Origin of the sequence: Marinimicrobium agarilyticum DSM 16975 (genome assembly GCF_000423345.1) — a bacterium.
GTDB lineage: Bacteria > Pseudomonadota > Gammaproteobacteria > Pseudomonadales > Cellvibrionaceae > Marinimicrobium > Marinimicrobium agarilyticum.
Genome location: NZ_AUHU01000009.1, coordinates 134480 through 151393, shown reverse-complemented (window position 1 = coordinate 151393; position 16914 = coordinate 134480). Strand labels below are relative to the sequence as shown.

11 protein-coding genes are annotated in these 16914 nt (G+C 58.4%); 7 read left to right on the top strand and 4 right to left on the bottom strand.

Going from position 1 to position 16914, the window contains the following annotated elements; translation table 11 throughout:
• Nucleotides 1-15: 15 nt before the first annotated feature.
• From G547_RS0111195 to G547_RS23830, 3 genes are all read left to right on the top strand, one after another.
• Nucleotides 16-1311 carry a glycosyltransferase gene (locus G547_RS0111195; RefSeq protein WP_027329932.1) on the top strand — a complete coding sequence of 432 codons (1296 nt, stop codon included), beginning with the start codon at nucleotides 16-18 and terminating at the stop codon, nucleotides 1309-1311.
• Between the two features lie 245 nt (nucleotides 1312-1556).
• A complete protein-coding gene (locus G547_RS23835) occupies nucleotides 1557-3536 on the top strand; it encodes a pectate lyase family protein (RefSeq protein WP_245573468.1) in 1980 nt (659 codons plus the stop codon).
• Nucleotides 3537-3793: 257 nt separating this feature from the next.
• On the top strand, nucleotides 3794-7681 hold the full coding sequence (locus G547_RS23830) for a pectate lyase family protein (RefSeq protein WP_245573467.1): 3888 nt from the start codon (nucleotides 3794-3796) through the stop codon (nucleotides 7679-7681).
• A gap of 261 nt (nucleotides 7682-7942) precedes the next feature.
• On the opposite strand, the gene G547_RS21105 is transcribed toward G547_RS23830, so the two are convergent.
• Genes G547_RS21105 through glyQ form a run of 4 tightly spaced genes read right to left on the bottom strand, consistent with a single transcriptional unit; the run spans nucleotide 7943 to nucleotide 12337 of the window.
• Nucleotides 7943-8713, bottom strand: coding sequence for a lysophospholipid acyltransferase family protein (locus tag G547_RS21105; RefSeq protein ID WP_245573466.1), 771 nt, complete (start codon nucleotides 8711-8713; stop codon nucleotides 7943-7945).
• Between the two features lie 8 nt (nucleotides 8714-8721).
• On the bottom strand, nucleotides 8722-9300 hold the full coding sequence (gene gmhB / locus G547_RS0111175; RefSeq protein WP_027329930.1) for a D-glycero-beta-D-manno-heptose 1,7-bisphosphate 7-phosphatase: 579 nt from the start codon (nucleotides 9298-9300) through the stop codon (nucleotides 8722-8724).
• 2 nt (nucleotides 9301-9302) lie between these two features.
• Entirely contained in the window at nucleotides 9303-11378 is a 2076-nt protein-coding gene (gene glyS, locus G547_RS0111170; RefSeq protein WP_027329929.1) for a glycine--tRNA ligase subunit beta, read from the bottom strand.
• Entirely contained in the window at nucleotides 11375-12337 is a 963-nt protein-coding gene (gene glyQ / locus G547_RS0111165) for a glycine--tRNA ligase subunit alpha (protein WP_027329928.1), read from the bottom strand. Before glyQ ends, glyS begins: the two co-directional genes overlap by 4 nt.
• Nucleotides 12338-12529: 192 nt before the next feature.
• Between glyQ and G547_RS0111160 the strand changes: the two genes are divergently transcribed.
• The 4 genes from G547_RS0111160 to G547_RS0111145 all read left to right on the top strand — a co-directional run bounded on the left by G547_RS0111160 (nucleotide 12530) and on the right by G547_RS0111145 (nucleotide 16851).
• Nucleotides 12530-13393, top strand: a complete 864-nt coding sequence (locus G547_RS0111160) for a lysophospholipid acyltransferase family protein (RefSeq protein ID WP_027329927.1) — start codon at nucleotides 12530-12532, stop codon at nucleotides 13391-13393.
• 127 nt (nucleotides 13394-13520) lie between these two features.
• Nucleotides 13521-14306, top strand: a complete 786-nt coding sequence (locus tag G547_RS21100; protein WP_084645921.1) for a putative ATP-dependent zinc protease — start codon at nucleotides 13521-13523, stop codon at nucleotides 14304-14306.
• The gene (locus G547_RS0111150; RefSeq protein ID WP_027329926.1) at nucleotides 14303-15862 is read left to right on the top strand and encodes an inactive transglutaminase family protein; all 1560 of its coding nucleotides are present in this window, start codon (nucleotides 14303-14305) and stop codon (nucleotides 15860-15862) included. The genes G547_RS21100 and G547_RS0111150 overlap by 4 nt, the downstream gene beginning before the upstream one ends.
• Nucleotides 15859-16851, top strand: coding sequence for an alpha-L-glutamate ligase-like protein (locus tag G547_RS0111145; protein WP_027329925.1), 993 nt, complete (start codon nucleotides 15859-15861; stop codon nucleotides 16849-16851). Before G547_RS0111150 ends, G547_RS0111145 begins: the two co-directional genes overlap by 4 nt.
• Nucleotides 16852-16914: the final 63 nt, after the last annotated feature.

Genomic DNA, 16914 nt, shown 5'->3' with positions numbered 1-16914 from the left:
TGGTAACCTTGGCGGATGAAACACCTCGTTATTCTCGGCAGCGTCTGGCCCGAACCCCAATCCTCCGCCGCGGGCACACGCATGTGCCAGCTGATGGACCTGTTCCAGGACAGTGGCTGGAGCATTACGTTTGCCAGTGCGGCCCTACCCTCGGCCCACCGAATTGACCTGAAAGCCCGTTCGGTTCAAGAGGCGGAGATAGCACTCAATTCCGACGAGTTTGAGGTGTGGCTGGCCGAACAGCAGCCGGACGCCGTGCTGTTTGATCGTTTCATGACCGAGGAGCAGTTTGGCTGGCGGGTCAGCCGGACCTGTCCCGACGCGCTTCGCCTTCTGGATACCGAAGACCTTCACTGCCTGCGGGCGGCCCGGTGGGAAATAATGAAGGCCCGCTCGGGCGGTAATGCCCATACCGCAATTCCGGTCATTGATGACAGGCGGGCGCTGTATGAGCGCATGGTAGAGCTGGACATCACGCAAAGAGAATTGGCGTCCATTTATCGTTCGGATTTGAGCCTGATGGTATCGTCTTTTGAGGTAGCGTTGCTGCGCGAAGAGTTTGGTGTCCCGGCGGCGTTGCTGCACACTCTTCCCATTTTTGCGAAACCTACGACGTCCCCCGGGTTTGAGCAGCGTCGGCACTTCATCAGCATCGGCAATTTCCGTCACGCCCCCAACTGGGATGCAGTGCTCTGGCTCAAGCAGGATTTATGGCCGCGTATTCGCGCCAGTCTTCCCGACGCTGAGTTGCACGTAGTCGGGGCCTACCCGCCCCCCAAAGCAACGGTGCTGGAGAATCGGCGCGAGGGCTTTCTGATAAAAGGCTGGGTCGAGGATGCGTTGGCAACAATGGCGCACAGCCGGGTTTGCCTGGCGCCGCTGCGCTTTGGCGCCGGTATCAAAGGCAAGCTTCTTGATGCAATGGCAACGGGCACGCCCAGTGTCACCACTGCCATCGGCGCGGAAGCCATGGCGTCGGTAGATCAATGGCCGGGCCGGGTGGAGAATACTTCGGAAGCAATTTGCGAGGCCGCTGTAAACCTGTATCAGAACGAGCGGGCGTGGCGTCTCGCCCAAGCAGGCGCGGCCCGTGTGTTGACTCACGGTTTCTCTCGAGAGCGTTATCAGTCCGCCTTTGCCCATCAAATCAGAGTGCTGGAAGAGGGCCTGAAAGCACACCGCAAGGCCAACTTCGTCGGCGCAATGCTGCGCCATCACCACCACCGCAGCACTCAGTACATGAGCCAGTGGATCGAAGCCAAAACCCGGCTTCAACAACATACCTCGACCGAAGGGATTGACCGTCGTTAATCCCGGCGAGCCAAAATGTTTCTTAATATAAAAAGTTTTCCAAATTTCAAATCCATCTAGTCAATGACGATTCTGACGCTAGTCTTTCCCGTCTATGCCTTGACTGATTTGAACTGCGAAGACGTTCTCATTTTTGAAAACCACCCCTGTGCTTGAATCCCGCTGTGAGAGAGGAGCAGTGTTAATAGGGAGACGTTTTTTGGCCTAAACCAAAACCATAACGTTAATCAAAAGGTTCAAGCACTATGAAAGCAATCAACCCAAACCGGACCTTGCGCCGGTTATCCGCTATTGTTTTATGTTCTTCAATGGTTCCTTTTGCCCACGCCCAACTGGGGTCAAACCTTGCGTTAAGTGGCGGCGCCGACGGCTCCAGCAAAGCCAGTGGCTCCAGCTACGGCAATGTGGTTGACGGTGACCTCAATTCCTTCTGGCAGCCGGAAGGCACCAGCGGCGAACGAGTCGGCGTGAAGAATTTCGAGGCGACGTTCGACACCGTGATCATTCGCGAACTGAATGGCGCAACCACCGGCTGGCGGCTGGAAAATCACGAAACCGGCGAAATCCTCGCCAGTGGTTCGAGCTTGGGCAGCGAGCAGGTGATCAGCGGTTTTGGCGAACGACAGATGTACAAAGTCAACCTGTTGATCGACAGCGCGAGCACTGCCCCCCAAATTGCCGAATTCGAACTCTACGACGCCGATGGCGACGGAGGTGGAAGCCAAAGCAGCTCCAGTAGTCAGAGCAGCTCCTCATCTTCAAGCGCGCCGAACCCGGGTGGGGAAACGGTTCGCTACGAGGGAGAGAACGCGTTGAACTACACGGGCGTGGTTGCCTCAAACCACTCCGGTTATAGTGGTAGCGGCTTTGTCGATCTGGAGAATCAGAGCAACAGCTACATCGAATGGGTGGTCAACCAGGCGGACTCCGGAAGCGCCACACTGGCGCTACGCTATGCCAATGGCACCACCAGCAATCGTCCCATGACGCTCAGCGTCAACGGCTCGGTGGTTGATAACAGTGTCGACTTCAATGGCACTGGCGGTTGGCCCAGTTGGAGCACGCAAACCGTCACGATCAATCTGGCTGCGGGCAGTAACGTGATTCGGCTCGATGCCAATGTGGGTGAAGGCGGTCCCAACTTTGACTGGATTGAGGTCAGTGGCGGCGATGCGTCCAGCAGTTCTTCGTCCAGCTCTGAGAGCTCTTCGTCTTCGAGCTCATCCAGCTCCATCCCTCCCGTTGAACCCGGTGAGGAGCTGTCTTGCCAGCAGGCCAATACCATTCAAGGCTTTGCATCCCTTGGCGGCGGTACTACCGGTGGCGCTGGCGGTGACGTGGTGACGGTCGCCACTGGCACCGAGCTGGCAGCGGCGCTTGATGCCAAAAAGGACAGTGCTACACCGCTGACTATCTATGTCGATGGCACCATCACACCCGGAAATTCCGATGTGAGCAAATTTGATGTCAAGGACATGAATGATGTCTCGATCATCGGTGTGGGTGACAATGCCCTGTTCGATGGTATCGGTATCAAAATCTGGCGGGCCAATAACGTCATCGTGCGCAATATCACCATGCGTTACGTCCGTATCGGGGACAAAGACCACATCACCATTGACGGCACGTCCAGCAACATCTGGATTGACCACAACACTTTCTATAACTCACTGGATGTGGGCAAGGATTATTATGATGAGCTGGTCAGCGGCAAGGGCGACATCGACAACATTACCGTCAGTTACAATGTTCTGCGCGACAGCTGGAAAACCTCTCTCTGGGGTAGCAGTGACGGGGATGACTCTCATCGCCGGGTGACCTTCTGGGGCAACTACTGGTTGAATGCCAACTCCCGCCTGCCGCTGTACCGCTTTGGCGAAGGTCATGTCGTCAATAATTATTATGACGGCGTCCTCAGCACCGGCGTCAATTCCCGCATGGGTGCCACCCTGCGCGTTGAAGGTAACGTCTTCGAAAACGCCCAGAATCCGATTGTGTCGTTCTACAGCGATGAAATCGGTTATTGGGATGTGGAAGACAACATCTTCACGAACGTGACCTGGGAGGAAGGCTCAGGTGGTGACGTTATCGCCGGGCCGAACGTGCAGTCCACGGTGAGCTATACCCCGCCTTATAGCTACAACCGACTATCCGCCGCCGATACCAAGGGCCACGTTTTGGCCAATGCCGGTGCCGGCGTCATCAGTGACTGTGTCAGCCCCTAAGGCTGGGCACTGAACATCTCTGGTTTAGGCCAAGGCTGCGGGCATCGCCTGCAGCCTTCTAATGATTTTTTTAAATATACACCGACCTTTTACATAGCAAAGTGATGTAGGAGGCATCTTTCCTTCGAGAATAATTGTGAGCCAGTTCTCGCTTTTGGCGGCAGACTTTATGATTGAATGCCACCGTGAGAGAAAAAGGAGCGGTGCTGAAAGGACGCGGACCATTACACTTATAACGTTAAACAAGGTTTAGCATCATGAAGATAATCAACCAACCTGGGCGTATCGGCCGATACGCCTCAGTGCTTTTCTGTGCCACTGCATTATCCTCGGCAATTGCCTACGCTCAAACGGGAACCAATCTGGCGCTCGGCGCGGGCGCTGATGGGTCGAGTAAAGGCAGCGGCTCCTATGGGAATGTCGTCGACGGTGACCTCGGTAGCTATTGGCAGCCGGAATCCTCCAGTGGCGAGCGTATCGGCGTCAAGAATATTGACAGTACGTTCAACACGGTTGTCATTCGCGAGTTGAATAACGCCACGACCAGTTGGCGTCTGGAAAACCATGAAACAGGCGAAGTGCTTGCAAGTGGCACCACATTGGGTGCGGAGCGTGTGATTTCCGGCTTTGGGGAGCAGAACCTCTACAAGGTCAACCTGGTAATAGAGACGGCGACTGAAGCGCCGCAGATCGCCGAATTCGAGGTTTATAACTCGTCGGAGCCGGTTAGTTCCAGTAGCTCCTCAGAGGCCTCTTCAAGCGAGCAGAGCAGCGAGTCCTCTGACGCTGCCAGCGAACCAGCCACCGGCCTCCAGTGCAATTGGTACGGCACCACTTATCCCCTCTGCGCGGATACCCAAAGCGGCTGGGGATGGGAAAACAGCGAAAGCTGCATTTCTCGCAGTACCTGCGAGTCCCAGCCCGACCCTTATGGCGTGGTTGGGGAAAACCAATCGAGCAGCGAAGCCTCAAGCGAGAGTTCGAGCGAAGCGTCCAGCCAAAGCTCGGAGGCAAACAGCTCAGAGATCAGCAGCTCTGCAAGTTCCTCAGAGTCCTCTTCCGAAAGCTCCTCAAGCAGCAGTTCCAGCGAAGCCAGCGGTAATCCGGGAGAGGAGCTCTCGTGCGAGCAGGCCAACACCGTTCAGGGCTTCGCGGCCATGGGCAATGGCACCACCGGCGGCCAGGGCGGAACCGAAATCACCGTCACCAACGGCGCCGATCTGGCGGCGGCCCTGGACAACAAAGGCAGCGAGCCGCTGACCATCTACGTCAACGGTACCATCACCGCGGATAACTCGGGCGTCAGCAAGTTTGAAATCAAGGACATGAACGATGTCTCGATCATCGGCGTGGGCGACAATGCCCTGTTCGATGGCATCGGCATCAAAATCTGGCGGGCCAACAATGTGATTGTGCGCAATATCACCATGCGATACGTGCGCATTGGGGATAAGGACCACATCACCCTGGACGGGCCTTCCAGCAATATCTGGATCGACCACAATACCTTCTACAATTCTCTGGATGTCGACAAGGACTACTACGACGAGCTGGTCAGTGGTAAGGGCGAGATCGACAACATCACTGTCAGTTACAACGTGCTGCGCGACAGCTGGAAGACGTCCCTGTGGGGCAGCAGCGATGGCGATGACTTCCACCGCCGGGTGACCTTCTGGGGCAACCACTGGGCGAACGCCAACTCTCGCCTGCCGTTGTTCCGCTTTGGCGAAGGCCACGTGGTCAACAACTATTACGACGGCGTGATCAGCACCGGGATCAACTCCCGAATGGGCGCGACCCTCCGGGTGGAGGGCAATGTCTTTGAGAATGCCCACAACCCGATCGTTTCTTTCTACAGCGACGATATCGGCTACTGGGATGTGGAAGACAATATCTTCACCAACGTAACCTGGGAGCAAGGCTCCGGTGGCGATATCATCGCCGGACCGGATGTGCAGTCCACCACCAGCTATGTGCCACCCTACGGCTACAGTCGCCTGTTCGCAAACGATGTCAAAGCGCACGTGCTGGCTAACGCCGGTGCCGATGTGGTCAGCGACTGTCTGGATGCTCCGGTTTCCGGCGGCGGTTCCGGTGAGAGTTCATCCAGCTCGAGCAGCGAAAGCAGTGAAGCGTCCAGCAGCGATGCTTCTTCGTCCGCCGACAATGGCAATCAGCAACCCGGCGAGCTGGGTAGCAACATGGCGCTTGGCGGTGGTGCGGATGGCAGCAGCAAAGGCGATGGCAGCAGCTTCGGTAACGTCAACGACGGCAACCTGGCGAGCTACTGGGCGCCGGAAGGCACCAGCGGTGAACGCGTCGGGGTGAAGAACTTCGGCGGTACGTTCAATACCGTGATTATTCGTGAGCTCAACGGTGCGACCACCGGTTGGCGTCTGGAAGATCACGAAACCAACGAAGTACTGGCGACCGGTTCCACTCTGGGCATCGAGCGTGTCATCACCGGCTTTGGTGATCGCGACCTGTACAAGGTCAACCTGATCATTGAAAGTGCCACCAGCGCGCCGCGCATTGGTGAATTCGAAATCTACAATGCCAGTGGCGATGTTTCCGGCGGCTCCTCTTCAAGCGCCAACAGCTCCGAAGACAGCTCGTCCAGCGATGGCGGTGGTGAAAGCAGCAGTTCCAGCGAATCGTCCTCGTCGTCCTCCAGCGACAGTTCCAGCAGCCAATCCAGCAGCAACGGTGGTACTCCGCCGGACTACTCCGGTCCGATCAGCAACGGCTGTATTGAATTGGTGACTGATCCGAACGTCGACTGGCGGGAAGGCGCGTTGCAGAGTGATCAGGAAATTGTCGAGTGCCTCTCCCAGACCCTGGGTCGCCCGGTGGGTTACGGTGAAAACGCTCTCGGGGGTTATGACCCCAACGGCAACAGCACCCTGACCGTGATTACCAAAAACGGCAGCACCTCCGTGGAGCAGCAGTTGTTCGACGCGATCACCTCTGACGAACACCACTGGGTGGTCTTCGACAAGTCCGACTTTGCGGACGCGTCCGAAGTGGCCATGTACCGTCTGCAGTGCGACAACGCCGACGTGCAGAACGCCATCGGTGGCAGTGAAGCCGAATGCGTGGACTATCGTCAGTGGTGTGACAACAACGGCTATGGTGATAACGCCTCTTGTATGGACGAGTTTTTCAACAACCGACTGAACGACAACGATCTGCCCATTCGGAATATCGTCCTTGGCGGCAACACCACTATCGATGGACGCATGAGCAATGCCTACTTCCGGTTCAACGGTTTTGCCATCGGTAGCGACAGCTCCGGTCAGCCCGTTAAGACCTCCAACAATGTGATCCTGACCCACTTGAGCTTCCTGGGTGCGGGCCACACTGAGGACCATGGTCTGGATCCGGATATGATTCGCGCCACCGGTGCGTCCCACGATATCTGGATTCACAAAAACACTTTTGATACGACCGGTGACTCCGCGTTTGATGTGAAGGTGGGTGCCTACGATATCACCATGTCCTTCAACGAAGTGCGCAATGTAAAACGCGCTTCGCTGCATGGCTCCAGCGACAGTCGTGAGATCAACGCGCAGATTCGCACCACCATGCACAACAATGCGTTTGTGACCGATGACAACCACTACGACAGCTTGGGTAACACCGGCCGTCGGGTTCCGCTGATCCGCCGCGGCACCTCCCACATGTTCAACAACGTCTTCGTGAACTATCGCAAAGATATTCTGAGCGTGCGTGTGGGCGCCGATCTGTTGTGGGAAGACAATATGGTGGTGGTCAATCAGATCCATCAGGAGAAGGATGACGTCAATGACGCCTTGGGCGAGTTGTCTGAAAACCTGACCCGGGATGTGGACGGCGGCAATTACCGCGCGGATGGAGTCTACCTGTGGTTTGCCGATGGCGCCTGCGAACTGAATGCCAGCACGCAAACGCCGCTGACGGATGCTTCGGGCAGCGTGGGCGACCTGGCGCAGGATTACTCCGGTGCGTCACAGTCGACCATCAATGACTTCCGCCTGGATGCCGGTCAGGATCTGGTGGATTACGTCAGCGCCACGGCGGGCAAATACGGCGAGCTGCCTTTTACTTCACCGCTGGCCGGTGACATCTACTACGTACTGAGCTTGGGCAAGGTGCCCTGCCAGTAGTGCCTTATTAAAAGAGTCTATGATCTCGGCGCGTAGGGCAGGTAAGGCGTTAGCCGCCACCTGCCAATAATGTTTATGATTGGGGTTGTGTTTGACCTTTTTGGTAGGTGGCGGCTAACGCCTTACCTACCCTACGTCTGAGCTTGGGCAAAGTCCCTTGCCAGTAACGCGTTAGCGAGTCCCCTCGCGTTTTTGGGCCGGCTTCAAGCCGGCCTTTTTTGTGCGAGGCTCAAGCATCCAGTCCGGTTTACAGCGGGGTGCTTATTCAGAAGGTTCTTCAAACCAGGGACGTTTACCATCTTTGCGGCCAACGGGAAGCGTCTTCACCGTCGACTCAATCCACTCCTTGACCTCTTCGGTCAGCTGCTTGCGGTCTTTCCCTTCGCTAGGAATGGGTTCGCCAATCACCATTGTGATGGTGCCCGGGTACTTTAAATAATCCTTATGGGGCCAGCATTCGGCGCCATTATGGGCCACCGGAATCACCGGACAGCCGGCCGTGCAGGCGATATCGGCGCCGCTGCGGGCGTAAGGCACCACCTGACCGGGATGGGTGCGGGTGCCCTCCGGGAAAATCAACACATTATTGCCGTCCTTGATGGCCTGAACCCCTTTCTTTTTTACATCGCGCAACGCCTGGGTTTTATTACGCCGATCAATAGCAATGGGCTTCATGGCCGCCAACCCCCAGCCAAAAAAAGGAATGCGTAACAGTTCCTTTTTCAGAATGGTGGAAATGGGCTGGAAAAAAAGCTGCAAAAAGAGCGTTTCCCAAACCCCCTGGTGTTTGGACATCACCACATAGGGCTGGAGGTCCTTGCGAATATCACCTTTGACCTCAATACGGATGTTGCAGCAAAACCACAGCCAGAACATGACAAAGCGATTCCACTGATTGATCAGCCGGTAACGCCAGTGGTAAGGAAGAAAAGGCCAGATCAGCGTGCTGAGGGTTCCGAAGACGATGCCCGAGCCATAGTAGCCGATATCAAAAACGGTGGTGCGAACGTAGAGAAAGGCTTTATACAACACGGTGAACACTATCCTTCGCGGTGAGTTTCAGCGTCGACGGACAGCTCGTGGTCCGCGACCGCCTTCAGGTCATCGAATACGGTAATCCGGGCGCACTCTTCCGGGCTGAGCTCGGAAGCCAGCGCCGCTTCGGTAATGTGCCCGCGACCGGAGCGTACCAGAACAAGCCGACAGCCCTTGACCAAACCGGCCTGCAAATCCTTGAGACGGTCCCCCACGAAACAGGCATCCTGCACCGAAGTGTTGAATTCTGCTTCGATGGCATCGAGCATGCCGGTTCGGGGTTTGCGGCATTTGCAGCCATCGTCCGGATGATGCGGGCAGTAAAAAATCGCTTCGAGTTTACCGCCGTGTTCTTCCACCAAACCGGTGAGCTTGGCATGCATGGCCTCCAGATCATCCAGATCAAACAACCCTCGGGCGAGGCCAGATTGGTTGGTGGCCACCACCAGCGTGAAGCCAGCCCGACTCAGTCGGGCAATGGCTTCAATGCTGCCGGGAATGGGCTCCCATTCGTCGGCGGATTTGATGTAGTCACCGGCGTCTTCATTGATCACGCCGTCCCGGTCCAGAATGATCAGCTTCATAATCAGCCCTTCGCTGGCGCGAGTAGGGAAATGTCGGCCACGGCCAGAAACAGGTCGCCCAACTGCTGCAAGAGGGCGAGCCGGTTGGTGCGCAGCTTCTCGTCGTCGGCCATGACCATGACCTGGTCAAAGAAACGGTCCACCGGCTCCTGCAAGTCCGCCAGTACTGTCAGAGCGCGCGTATACTCGCGCTCCCTGAACAGCGGCGTCACCTGCTGTGCTTTGGTGGAGACCGCATTGGCGAGGGCCAGCTCGGCCTCTTCCTGCAGGAGGGTTTCGTCCAGTGCAGCCCCGGGTGCGCCGGATTTGCTCAATATATTGGACACCCGCTTATTGGCGGCGGCCAGGGCCTGGGCCTGAGGCAACTGGTAGAACTCATGCACGGCCTTGACCCGCAGATCAATATCCAGCGGGCAGGTTACCCCGCGGGCGCTCACGGCCTGGAACACTTCCACCGGAATGCCTGCGTCCTCGTACCAGGCACGGAAGCGCTCCAGCATGTAATTCACAATGCGATCCACCAGGCCGTCGGTGTCGGTCAAGCCGCTGTGTTGGGCAACCGCCTGCTCCAACAGTTGGCGCAGGTCCAGGTCCAGTTCCTTCTCTACAAGCAGGCGCAATACACCGAGACTGGCGCGACGCAGAGCAAACGGGTCCTTGGAGCCAGTAGGCTGTTGGCCGATGCCAAAAATCCCGCTGATGGTATCGAGCCGGTCCGCCAGGGCAATGATGGCGCCGGTGGTGGTTTCCGGTAACGCATCGCCGGCGAATTTGGGCAGGTACTGCTCCATCATCGCCCGGGCGACGTCTTCGTTCTCGCCGTCATTGCGAGCGTAGTAGTAGCCCGCAATGCCCTGCATATTGTCGAACTCCAGCACCATTTCGGTCACCAGGTCCGACTTGCACAGCTGACCGGCGCGTTCCGCCAGTGCCTGGTCGGCATTGAGGTCGCCCGCAATGGTTTTTGCCAGGGCGGCGATGCGTTCGGTTTTTTCGAACACACTGCCCAGCTGCTTCTGGAAAACAATGGGCTTGAGTGCCTCGCGACGGCTTTCGAGTGAGTGCTTGAGGTCCGTATCAAAAAAGAAAGCGGCATCGGACAGGCGCGGGCGGATCACCCGCTCATTGCCGTCGATGACCTGGGCCGGATCCTCGCTTTCGATGTTCGCAACCGTAATGAAGTGCGGCATCAGCTCGCCTTTGGCGTCCACCAGGTGAAAATATTTCTGGTGCTCTTTCATGGAGGCGATCAGCGCCTCGGCGGGAACATTGAGAAACCGCTTTTCAAAGTTACCCAGCAAGGCCACGGGCCACTCCACTAGCGCGGTGACTTCGTCCAGCAGATCATCATCAATGACCGCCGTGCCATTAACCTTTTTCGCTTCGGCCTCGACCTGTTCGCGAATCAAGTCGCGGCGGGCGTTCATATCGGCCATGACGTAGCCGGTGGAGGCGAGTTTTTCCAGATAGTCACCGGGGCTGAACAGATCCAGCTCGTGGTTGTAGTGGAAACGGTGGCCGCGGGTGCAGCGATTGGCGCGCAGGCCCAGGACTTCGGCGTCGACAATTTCGTCGCCGTAAAGCATCACCAGCCAGTGGGCGGGCCGAACAAACTCGGTGCGGCTCGCCCCCCAGCGCATTCGCTTGGCGATGGGCAGTTTGGCCAATGCGTCGTTGACGATATCGCCCAGCAACTCCATCACCGGCTGGCCGCCGGCCTTGGCGCGTGCGACCAGTTTGTCGGCCTTGCCGTCGTTCTCCGTGGTCAGTTCGGCCACGCTCAGATTGTTTTTGCTGGCGAAGGCTTCGGCGGCCTTGGTGGGGTTGCCGTCGCCGTCAAAGGCGATCTTGGCGGGCGGCCCCCAGGTGACCACTTCCTTCACCGGGGTCTGTTCCGCCAGGTCTTTGACCAGCACCGCCAGGCGGCGTGGGCTGGCGTAGGCGTGCAGGGCGTCGTAGCCCAGATCCTGGGCCTTCAGGCCTTGTTGGACACCGTCGCGCAAGGCGTTCATCAGGGTTTTCAGGGCTTTGGGGGGCAGCTCTTCGGTGCCCAGTTCAAACAGAAAGTCGGCACTCATGATTCGTTTCCCTCCGCGGCCAGCAGTTCGTGGCGCAGTGATTCGGGGGCCATCGGAAAACCGAGGGTTTTGCGCGCGTCAAAATACGCCTGCGCCACCGCGCGAGCCAGGCTGCGCACCCGCAGAATAAAGCGTTGACGCTCAGTGACGGAAATGGCGTGGCGGGCGTCCAGCAGGTTAAACGCGTGTGAGGCCTTCATGACCATTTCGTAGGCGGGTAGTGGCAAGCCCTGCTCGATCAGACGCTCACTTTCGCGCTCGCAGACATCGAAGCTGTGGAACAGGAACTCGGTATCGGCCTGTTCAAAGTTGTAGCGGGACATTTCCACTTCGTTCTGGTGGAACACATCGCCGTAAGTGACTTTCTCCCCGGCGGGGTTGATGGTCCAGACGAGGTCGAAAATCGAGTCGACCCCCTGCAGGTACATGGCAATCCGCTCGAGACCGTAGGTGATCTCCCCGGTGACCGGGTAGCACTCCAGGCCCCCCACTTGTTGGAAGTAGGTGAACTGGGTCACCTCCATGCCGTTGAGCCAGACTTCCCAGCCCAGGCCCCAGGCGCCGAGCGTGGGAGACTCCCAGTTGTCCTCCACAAACCGGATATCGTGGACCAGTGGGTCGATGCCGAGCTCTCGCAGGGAGCCCAGGTAGAGCTCCTGGATATTGTCAGGATTGGGCTTCAGGGCGACCTGGAACTGGTAATAATGTTGCAGCCGGTTGGGGTTTTCCCCGTAGCGCCCGTCGGTGGGCCGACGGCAGGGCTGAACGTAGGCGGCGTTCCAGGTTTCGGGGCCTATGGCCCGCAGAAAGGTGGCCGGGTGGAAGGTGCCGGCGCCCACTTCCATATCCAGCGGCTGCAGAATCACGCAGCCCTGGCGGGCCCAGTAGGACTGCAGGGCCAGGATCAGGCCCTGAAAGGTCCCGATATCGGGTTTATCGGCGGTCTGACTGTCGGTCACGGGTAAGCTGCCTCCGAGCATGAGGTCGAGAAAAGTGGCTGCACCCGGAAGTGCATAAAACCGGCGATTATAGCGGTAGTTGGGGGGTGATTGGTACGGCACAGAGGGTGATATCCGGGCTTTTCGTTCAGTTGGGCCCAATTTTCCCGTAAACTGCGGGCCGTTTCCTGTTTATAAGACGTTGAGTGGTTCATGAAAGAAACGCTGGCTCTGTGGTTATTAAAAGGGCTCGGCCGTCTGCCGTTGTCGGTGGGCCGGGGTATCGGCGGCTTCATCGGCTGGCTGATGTGGTTGAGTGGCGGCCGGTCGGCCCGGATTACCCGCGAAAATCTGGCGGCCTGCCAGCCCCATATTACGGGGCGGGCGCGGGAGCGACTGGTGCGCCGGAGTCTCACCGAGACGGGCAAAACCGTGGCGGAGGCCGCCGCTGTCTGGGCGCGTTCCTGGGCGTGGCTGCAGCGCCATATTGTGGCCGTAGAAGGTGACGAGACCATGAAGGCGGCGCTGGCATCGGGGGCGGGGGTGTTGGTACTGGCGCCACATCTGGGCAACTGGGAGGTGGTCGCCCCGTTTCTGGCCAGTTACGCCCGCTTGACGGCGCTCTATCAACCGCCCCGGCAGGCGGGGTTGGACCAGTTGATTCTGGCCGGTCGCAGCAAAGACAATATCGATATGGCTCCCACCAATCGGCGCGGTGTCAGCCAGTTGCTAAAAGCGCTGAAGCGGGGCGAAATCGTGGGCATTCTGCCCGATCAGGTCCCGGAACCCGGCAACGGGGGCGAGGTGGCGCCCTTTTTTGGCCGCCCGGCACTGACCATGACACTGGTACACAGCCTGGTTCAACGCACGGGCTGTCGCGTCGTCAGTGTGTTTGCCCAGCGGGTGCCGAAGGGTTTCAAGATGGTGGTACTGCCAGCGGATGAGCGCATTTACTCCGAGGATGTGACTGAGTCGGTGACCGGACTCAACCTCAGTGTGGAGACCTGTGTTTTGCGCGCGCCCACTCAGTACCAGTGGGAATACCGGCGTTTTCGCCGCGCGCCCACCGAAGTGTAGCTCGTTATAACGAATCACCACGCTGATTTATTTACACCGTTTAACCCATGAAATTTTTGAGTATCCGTCGCAGCCGCGGCACGCTGCGGTACACTATGGCGGCTCGATCAATCATCGGAAGAGAACAATGAGTCACTGCTTGTGGAAATCCCTGCTGCCGATCGCTGTGCTGTCTATGTTGACCGCCTGTAGCTCCAACTACGCGCTGGTGAAAAAGTCCGATGTCAGTGCGGCGGAACAGTGCCTGTTGGAGCAGCAGAACCAACGAGAAACGATCGCCCGACAGCAGCAACAACTGTCCGAAGCGTTGAGCCTGCTCCGCCAGACCGTTGAATTGCAACAGCAGGGTGACACCGCTTTACGAAACTTCATGGAAGCGGCGCGGCTCGGCCCGGAAGACAAGCCCGCGCCGGAATGCAAGCCGGCGCCCCGCCCCCGGGCGAGTTCGTCCAACGCAGTGCTGGACAAGAAGGTGGTTGGCGGCGCTGAGCGCGTCCTGTTGACCGATCTGGGCGCCATCCTCCAGGCGCGGGTGGATACCGGTGAAGCAGTATCGCAGCTCGACGCCCGGAACATAGAGTTTTTTGAGCGCAACGGCGAAGAGTGGGTGCGTTTCGATGTGATTGATCCCGACACGGGAAAGCCGGTCGAGGTGGAACGTCCCCGGCTTCGGGGCTCCCGCGCTGCTCCGGAAGAGGGGGCGCGCCGACCGGTGGTGGAGCTGCGAATCACCATGGGCTCCCTGACGCAAATGGCGGAATTGGCCCTGTCAGACCGTCAGTCAAACGAGTTTCCGTTGGTGATTGGACGCAATGTCCTGCGCGATCTGATGCTGGTGGATGTGGCTCGCAAAAACATTACCGAGCCCCAGAAGCCTGAACCTTCCGGCAAAGCGGTGGATGCGACTGAATGACCCAGTCCCGTGTTCCTTTTTACTTGATTGTGGCCGGCCTGGTGATCGCCGGTCTGGCGACCGCCTGGGCGCGGCATGTCGAAATGGAGTTGCCCTTTTTCCCCGGGGAGCGCCGCCCGGTGTGGCTGGTGGAAGCGCGGGTAGATTTCCAGGCTCTGAACGATGAAGTTCTGGTGAGCCTCGATCTGCCGGATAATCCTCCGGGGTTTCGAATTCACACCGAGCACGCCACCTCCCCCGGCTACGGCTTCTCCATCATTGAGCAGGATGGTGACCGGCGCGGGGAGTGGTCCAAGCGTCGGGCCGATGGACCCCAAACGCTGTACTACAAAGTGCAGTTGATCGGCGGCGTGCCTGAATCCAAGTCCGGGCCCGCCGAGACGGAGGAGGCTTCGCCCCCGACGGCTCGTTCGATTTTCTGGGAAGAACCTCAGGAAACGGCCGCGAGCCAACTGCTGGCCCAAGCTCTGTCCACCTCCAGCACCCCCGAGAGTCTGACACGGGAACTGATCAAGCGTCTGAACCGGCCCTCATCGGACCAGAACGCCTCGCTGCTGCTGGAGTCGGTGGGAAGTCGCTCCCGCTTGCTGGAGCGGCTGCTGAACCAGGCCAATATTCCGGCCCGGCAGGTCATGGGCCTGTTTCTGGAAGACGCCCGCCGGCGGCAGACCCTCACGCCCATGGTGGAAGCCTACAGCGGCGAAGAGTGGGTATTGTTCAACCCCGACACCGGCGAGCAGGGCGTGCCGGATCACTTGCTGCTCTGGCACCGCGGAGGGGAATCCCTGATTGATGTCACCGGCGGCAGTAATTCGGGCGTGAGCTTCTCGATGATTCGACAGAGCGTCCCCGCCGAGGAACTGGCGGTGGCTCAGTTCACCAGCAGCGCCTTTGCATTGCTGGGCGTTCAACAACTGCCGATTGAAGAGCAGAGCATGTTCAAAATGCTCTTTCTCCTGCCCTTGGGAGCCTTGGTGGTGGTGTTTATGCGCATCATCGTCGGCCTGAAAACCTCAGGTACCTTCATGCCGGTGCTGATTTCCCTCGCGTTTTTGCAGACGTCCCTGTTCCCCGGTCTGATCAGTTTCATTGTGGTGGTCTCCCTCGGGTTGATGCTGCGCAGCTACCTCTCGCACCTGAACCTGCTACTGGTGGCCCGCATTGCGACTCTGGTGGTGCTTGTGATTTTCCTGATCTCCATGCTGAGCCTGGTGGGCTATCAGTTGGGGTTCAGCGCCGGCATGACCATTACCTTCTTCCCGATGATTATTATCGCCTGGACCATTGAGCGCATGTCCATTCTGTGGGAAGAAGAAGGCCCACGAGAAGTGGTGATTCAGGGGGGCGGTAGCCTGCTGGTGGCGGTCATGGCCTACCTGTTGATGAAGCTGCCCCTTGCCAACCACTTGAGCTTCAATTTCCCCGAGCTCAACCTGGTGATTCTGGCCCTGATTATGGTCATGGGGCAGTACACGGGTTACAAACTCTCCGAACTGCGCCGCTTTCGGGCCATGGCCCTTGAGCAGGAGGCCGCTTCGGAGGCCAACAAACCATGAAATGGATCAGCCCCTGGCGGCTCAAGAAGCTGGGTATTCTGGGGATGAACGCCCGCAACCGGGACTTTATCGGCCGCTACAACGCCCGACATCTGTACCCGCTGGTGGATAACAAGCTCAAAACCAAGCTACTGACGGAAGAGTACGGGCTGGCCACGCCGGCGCTGCGGTTGGTGGTGTCCGAGCAACACGCCATCAGCCATATCGAACAGCAGCTGTACGATCTCGACGGCTTTGCCATCAAGCCTGCCAAGGGCTCCGGTGGCAAAGGCATTCTGGTGATTACCGGCCGACACGGCGACAAGTTCGTCAAGTCTTCCGGCGCGGAGATCGGTATCGAAGAGATCCGTCGGCACATGTCCAACACCCTGGCCGGGCTCTACTCATTGGGGGGCAAGCCGGATGTGGTGATCGTCGAGGATCTGATCGAATTCGACAACATCTTTGACGGCTACTCCCACGAAGGCGTACCGGACATTCGCGTCGTCGTGTTCAAGGGCTACCCGGTCATGGCCATGTTGCGCCTGGCGACCCACGCCTCGGATGGGAAAGCCAATCTGCATCAGGGCGCGGTCGGCGTCGGGTTGGATATTGCGACTGGCCGCTGCCTCAAGGCGGTTCAGTTTGGGTTGGGGGTGACCCTGCACCCGGACACCAAAAAACCCCTGAACGAAATCAAGGTGCCTGACTGGCGGGATATGCTGGTGCTCGCCTCCCGCTGTTACGAGATGACAGGCTTGGGCTATATCGGTACGGACATCGTGCTCGACAAGAGCCGCGGGCCTCAGCTGTTGGAGCTCAACGCCCGTCCGGGGTTGTCCATTCAGGTCGCCAACGGAATGGGGCTGGTGCCCCGACTGCGCCAGCTTGAGAAGCTCAAACCCCGCCAGCATAAAACTCCGGAGGCCCGGGTGGATTACGTGATGAAGGCGTTTGCTGAACCATTGCCGGACGACCCCGCGATCGGAGTGGCGGCAAAAACCGCCTGAACCCTTCGGTTTACGTCCTTCCTGCCGATAGGCTAAGGTAGAAAGACGGTCAGACTCTCGATT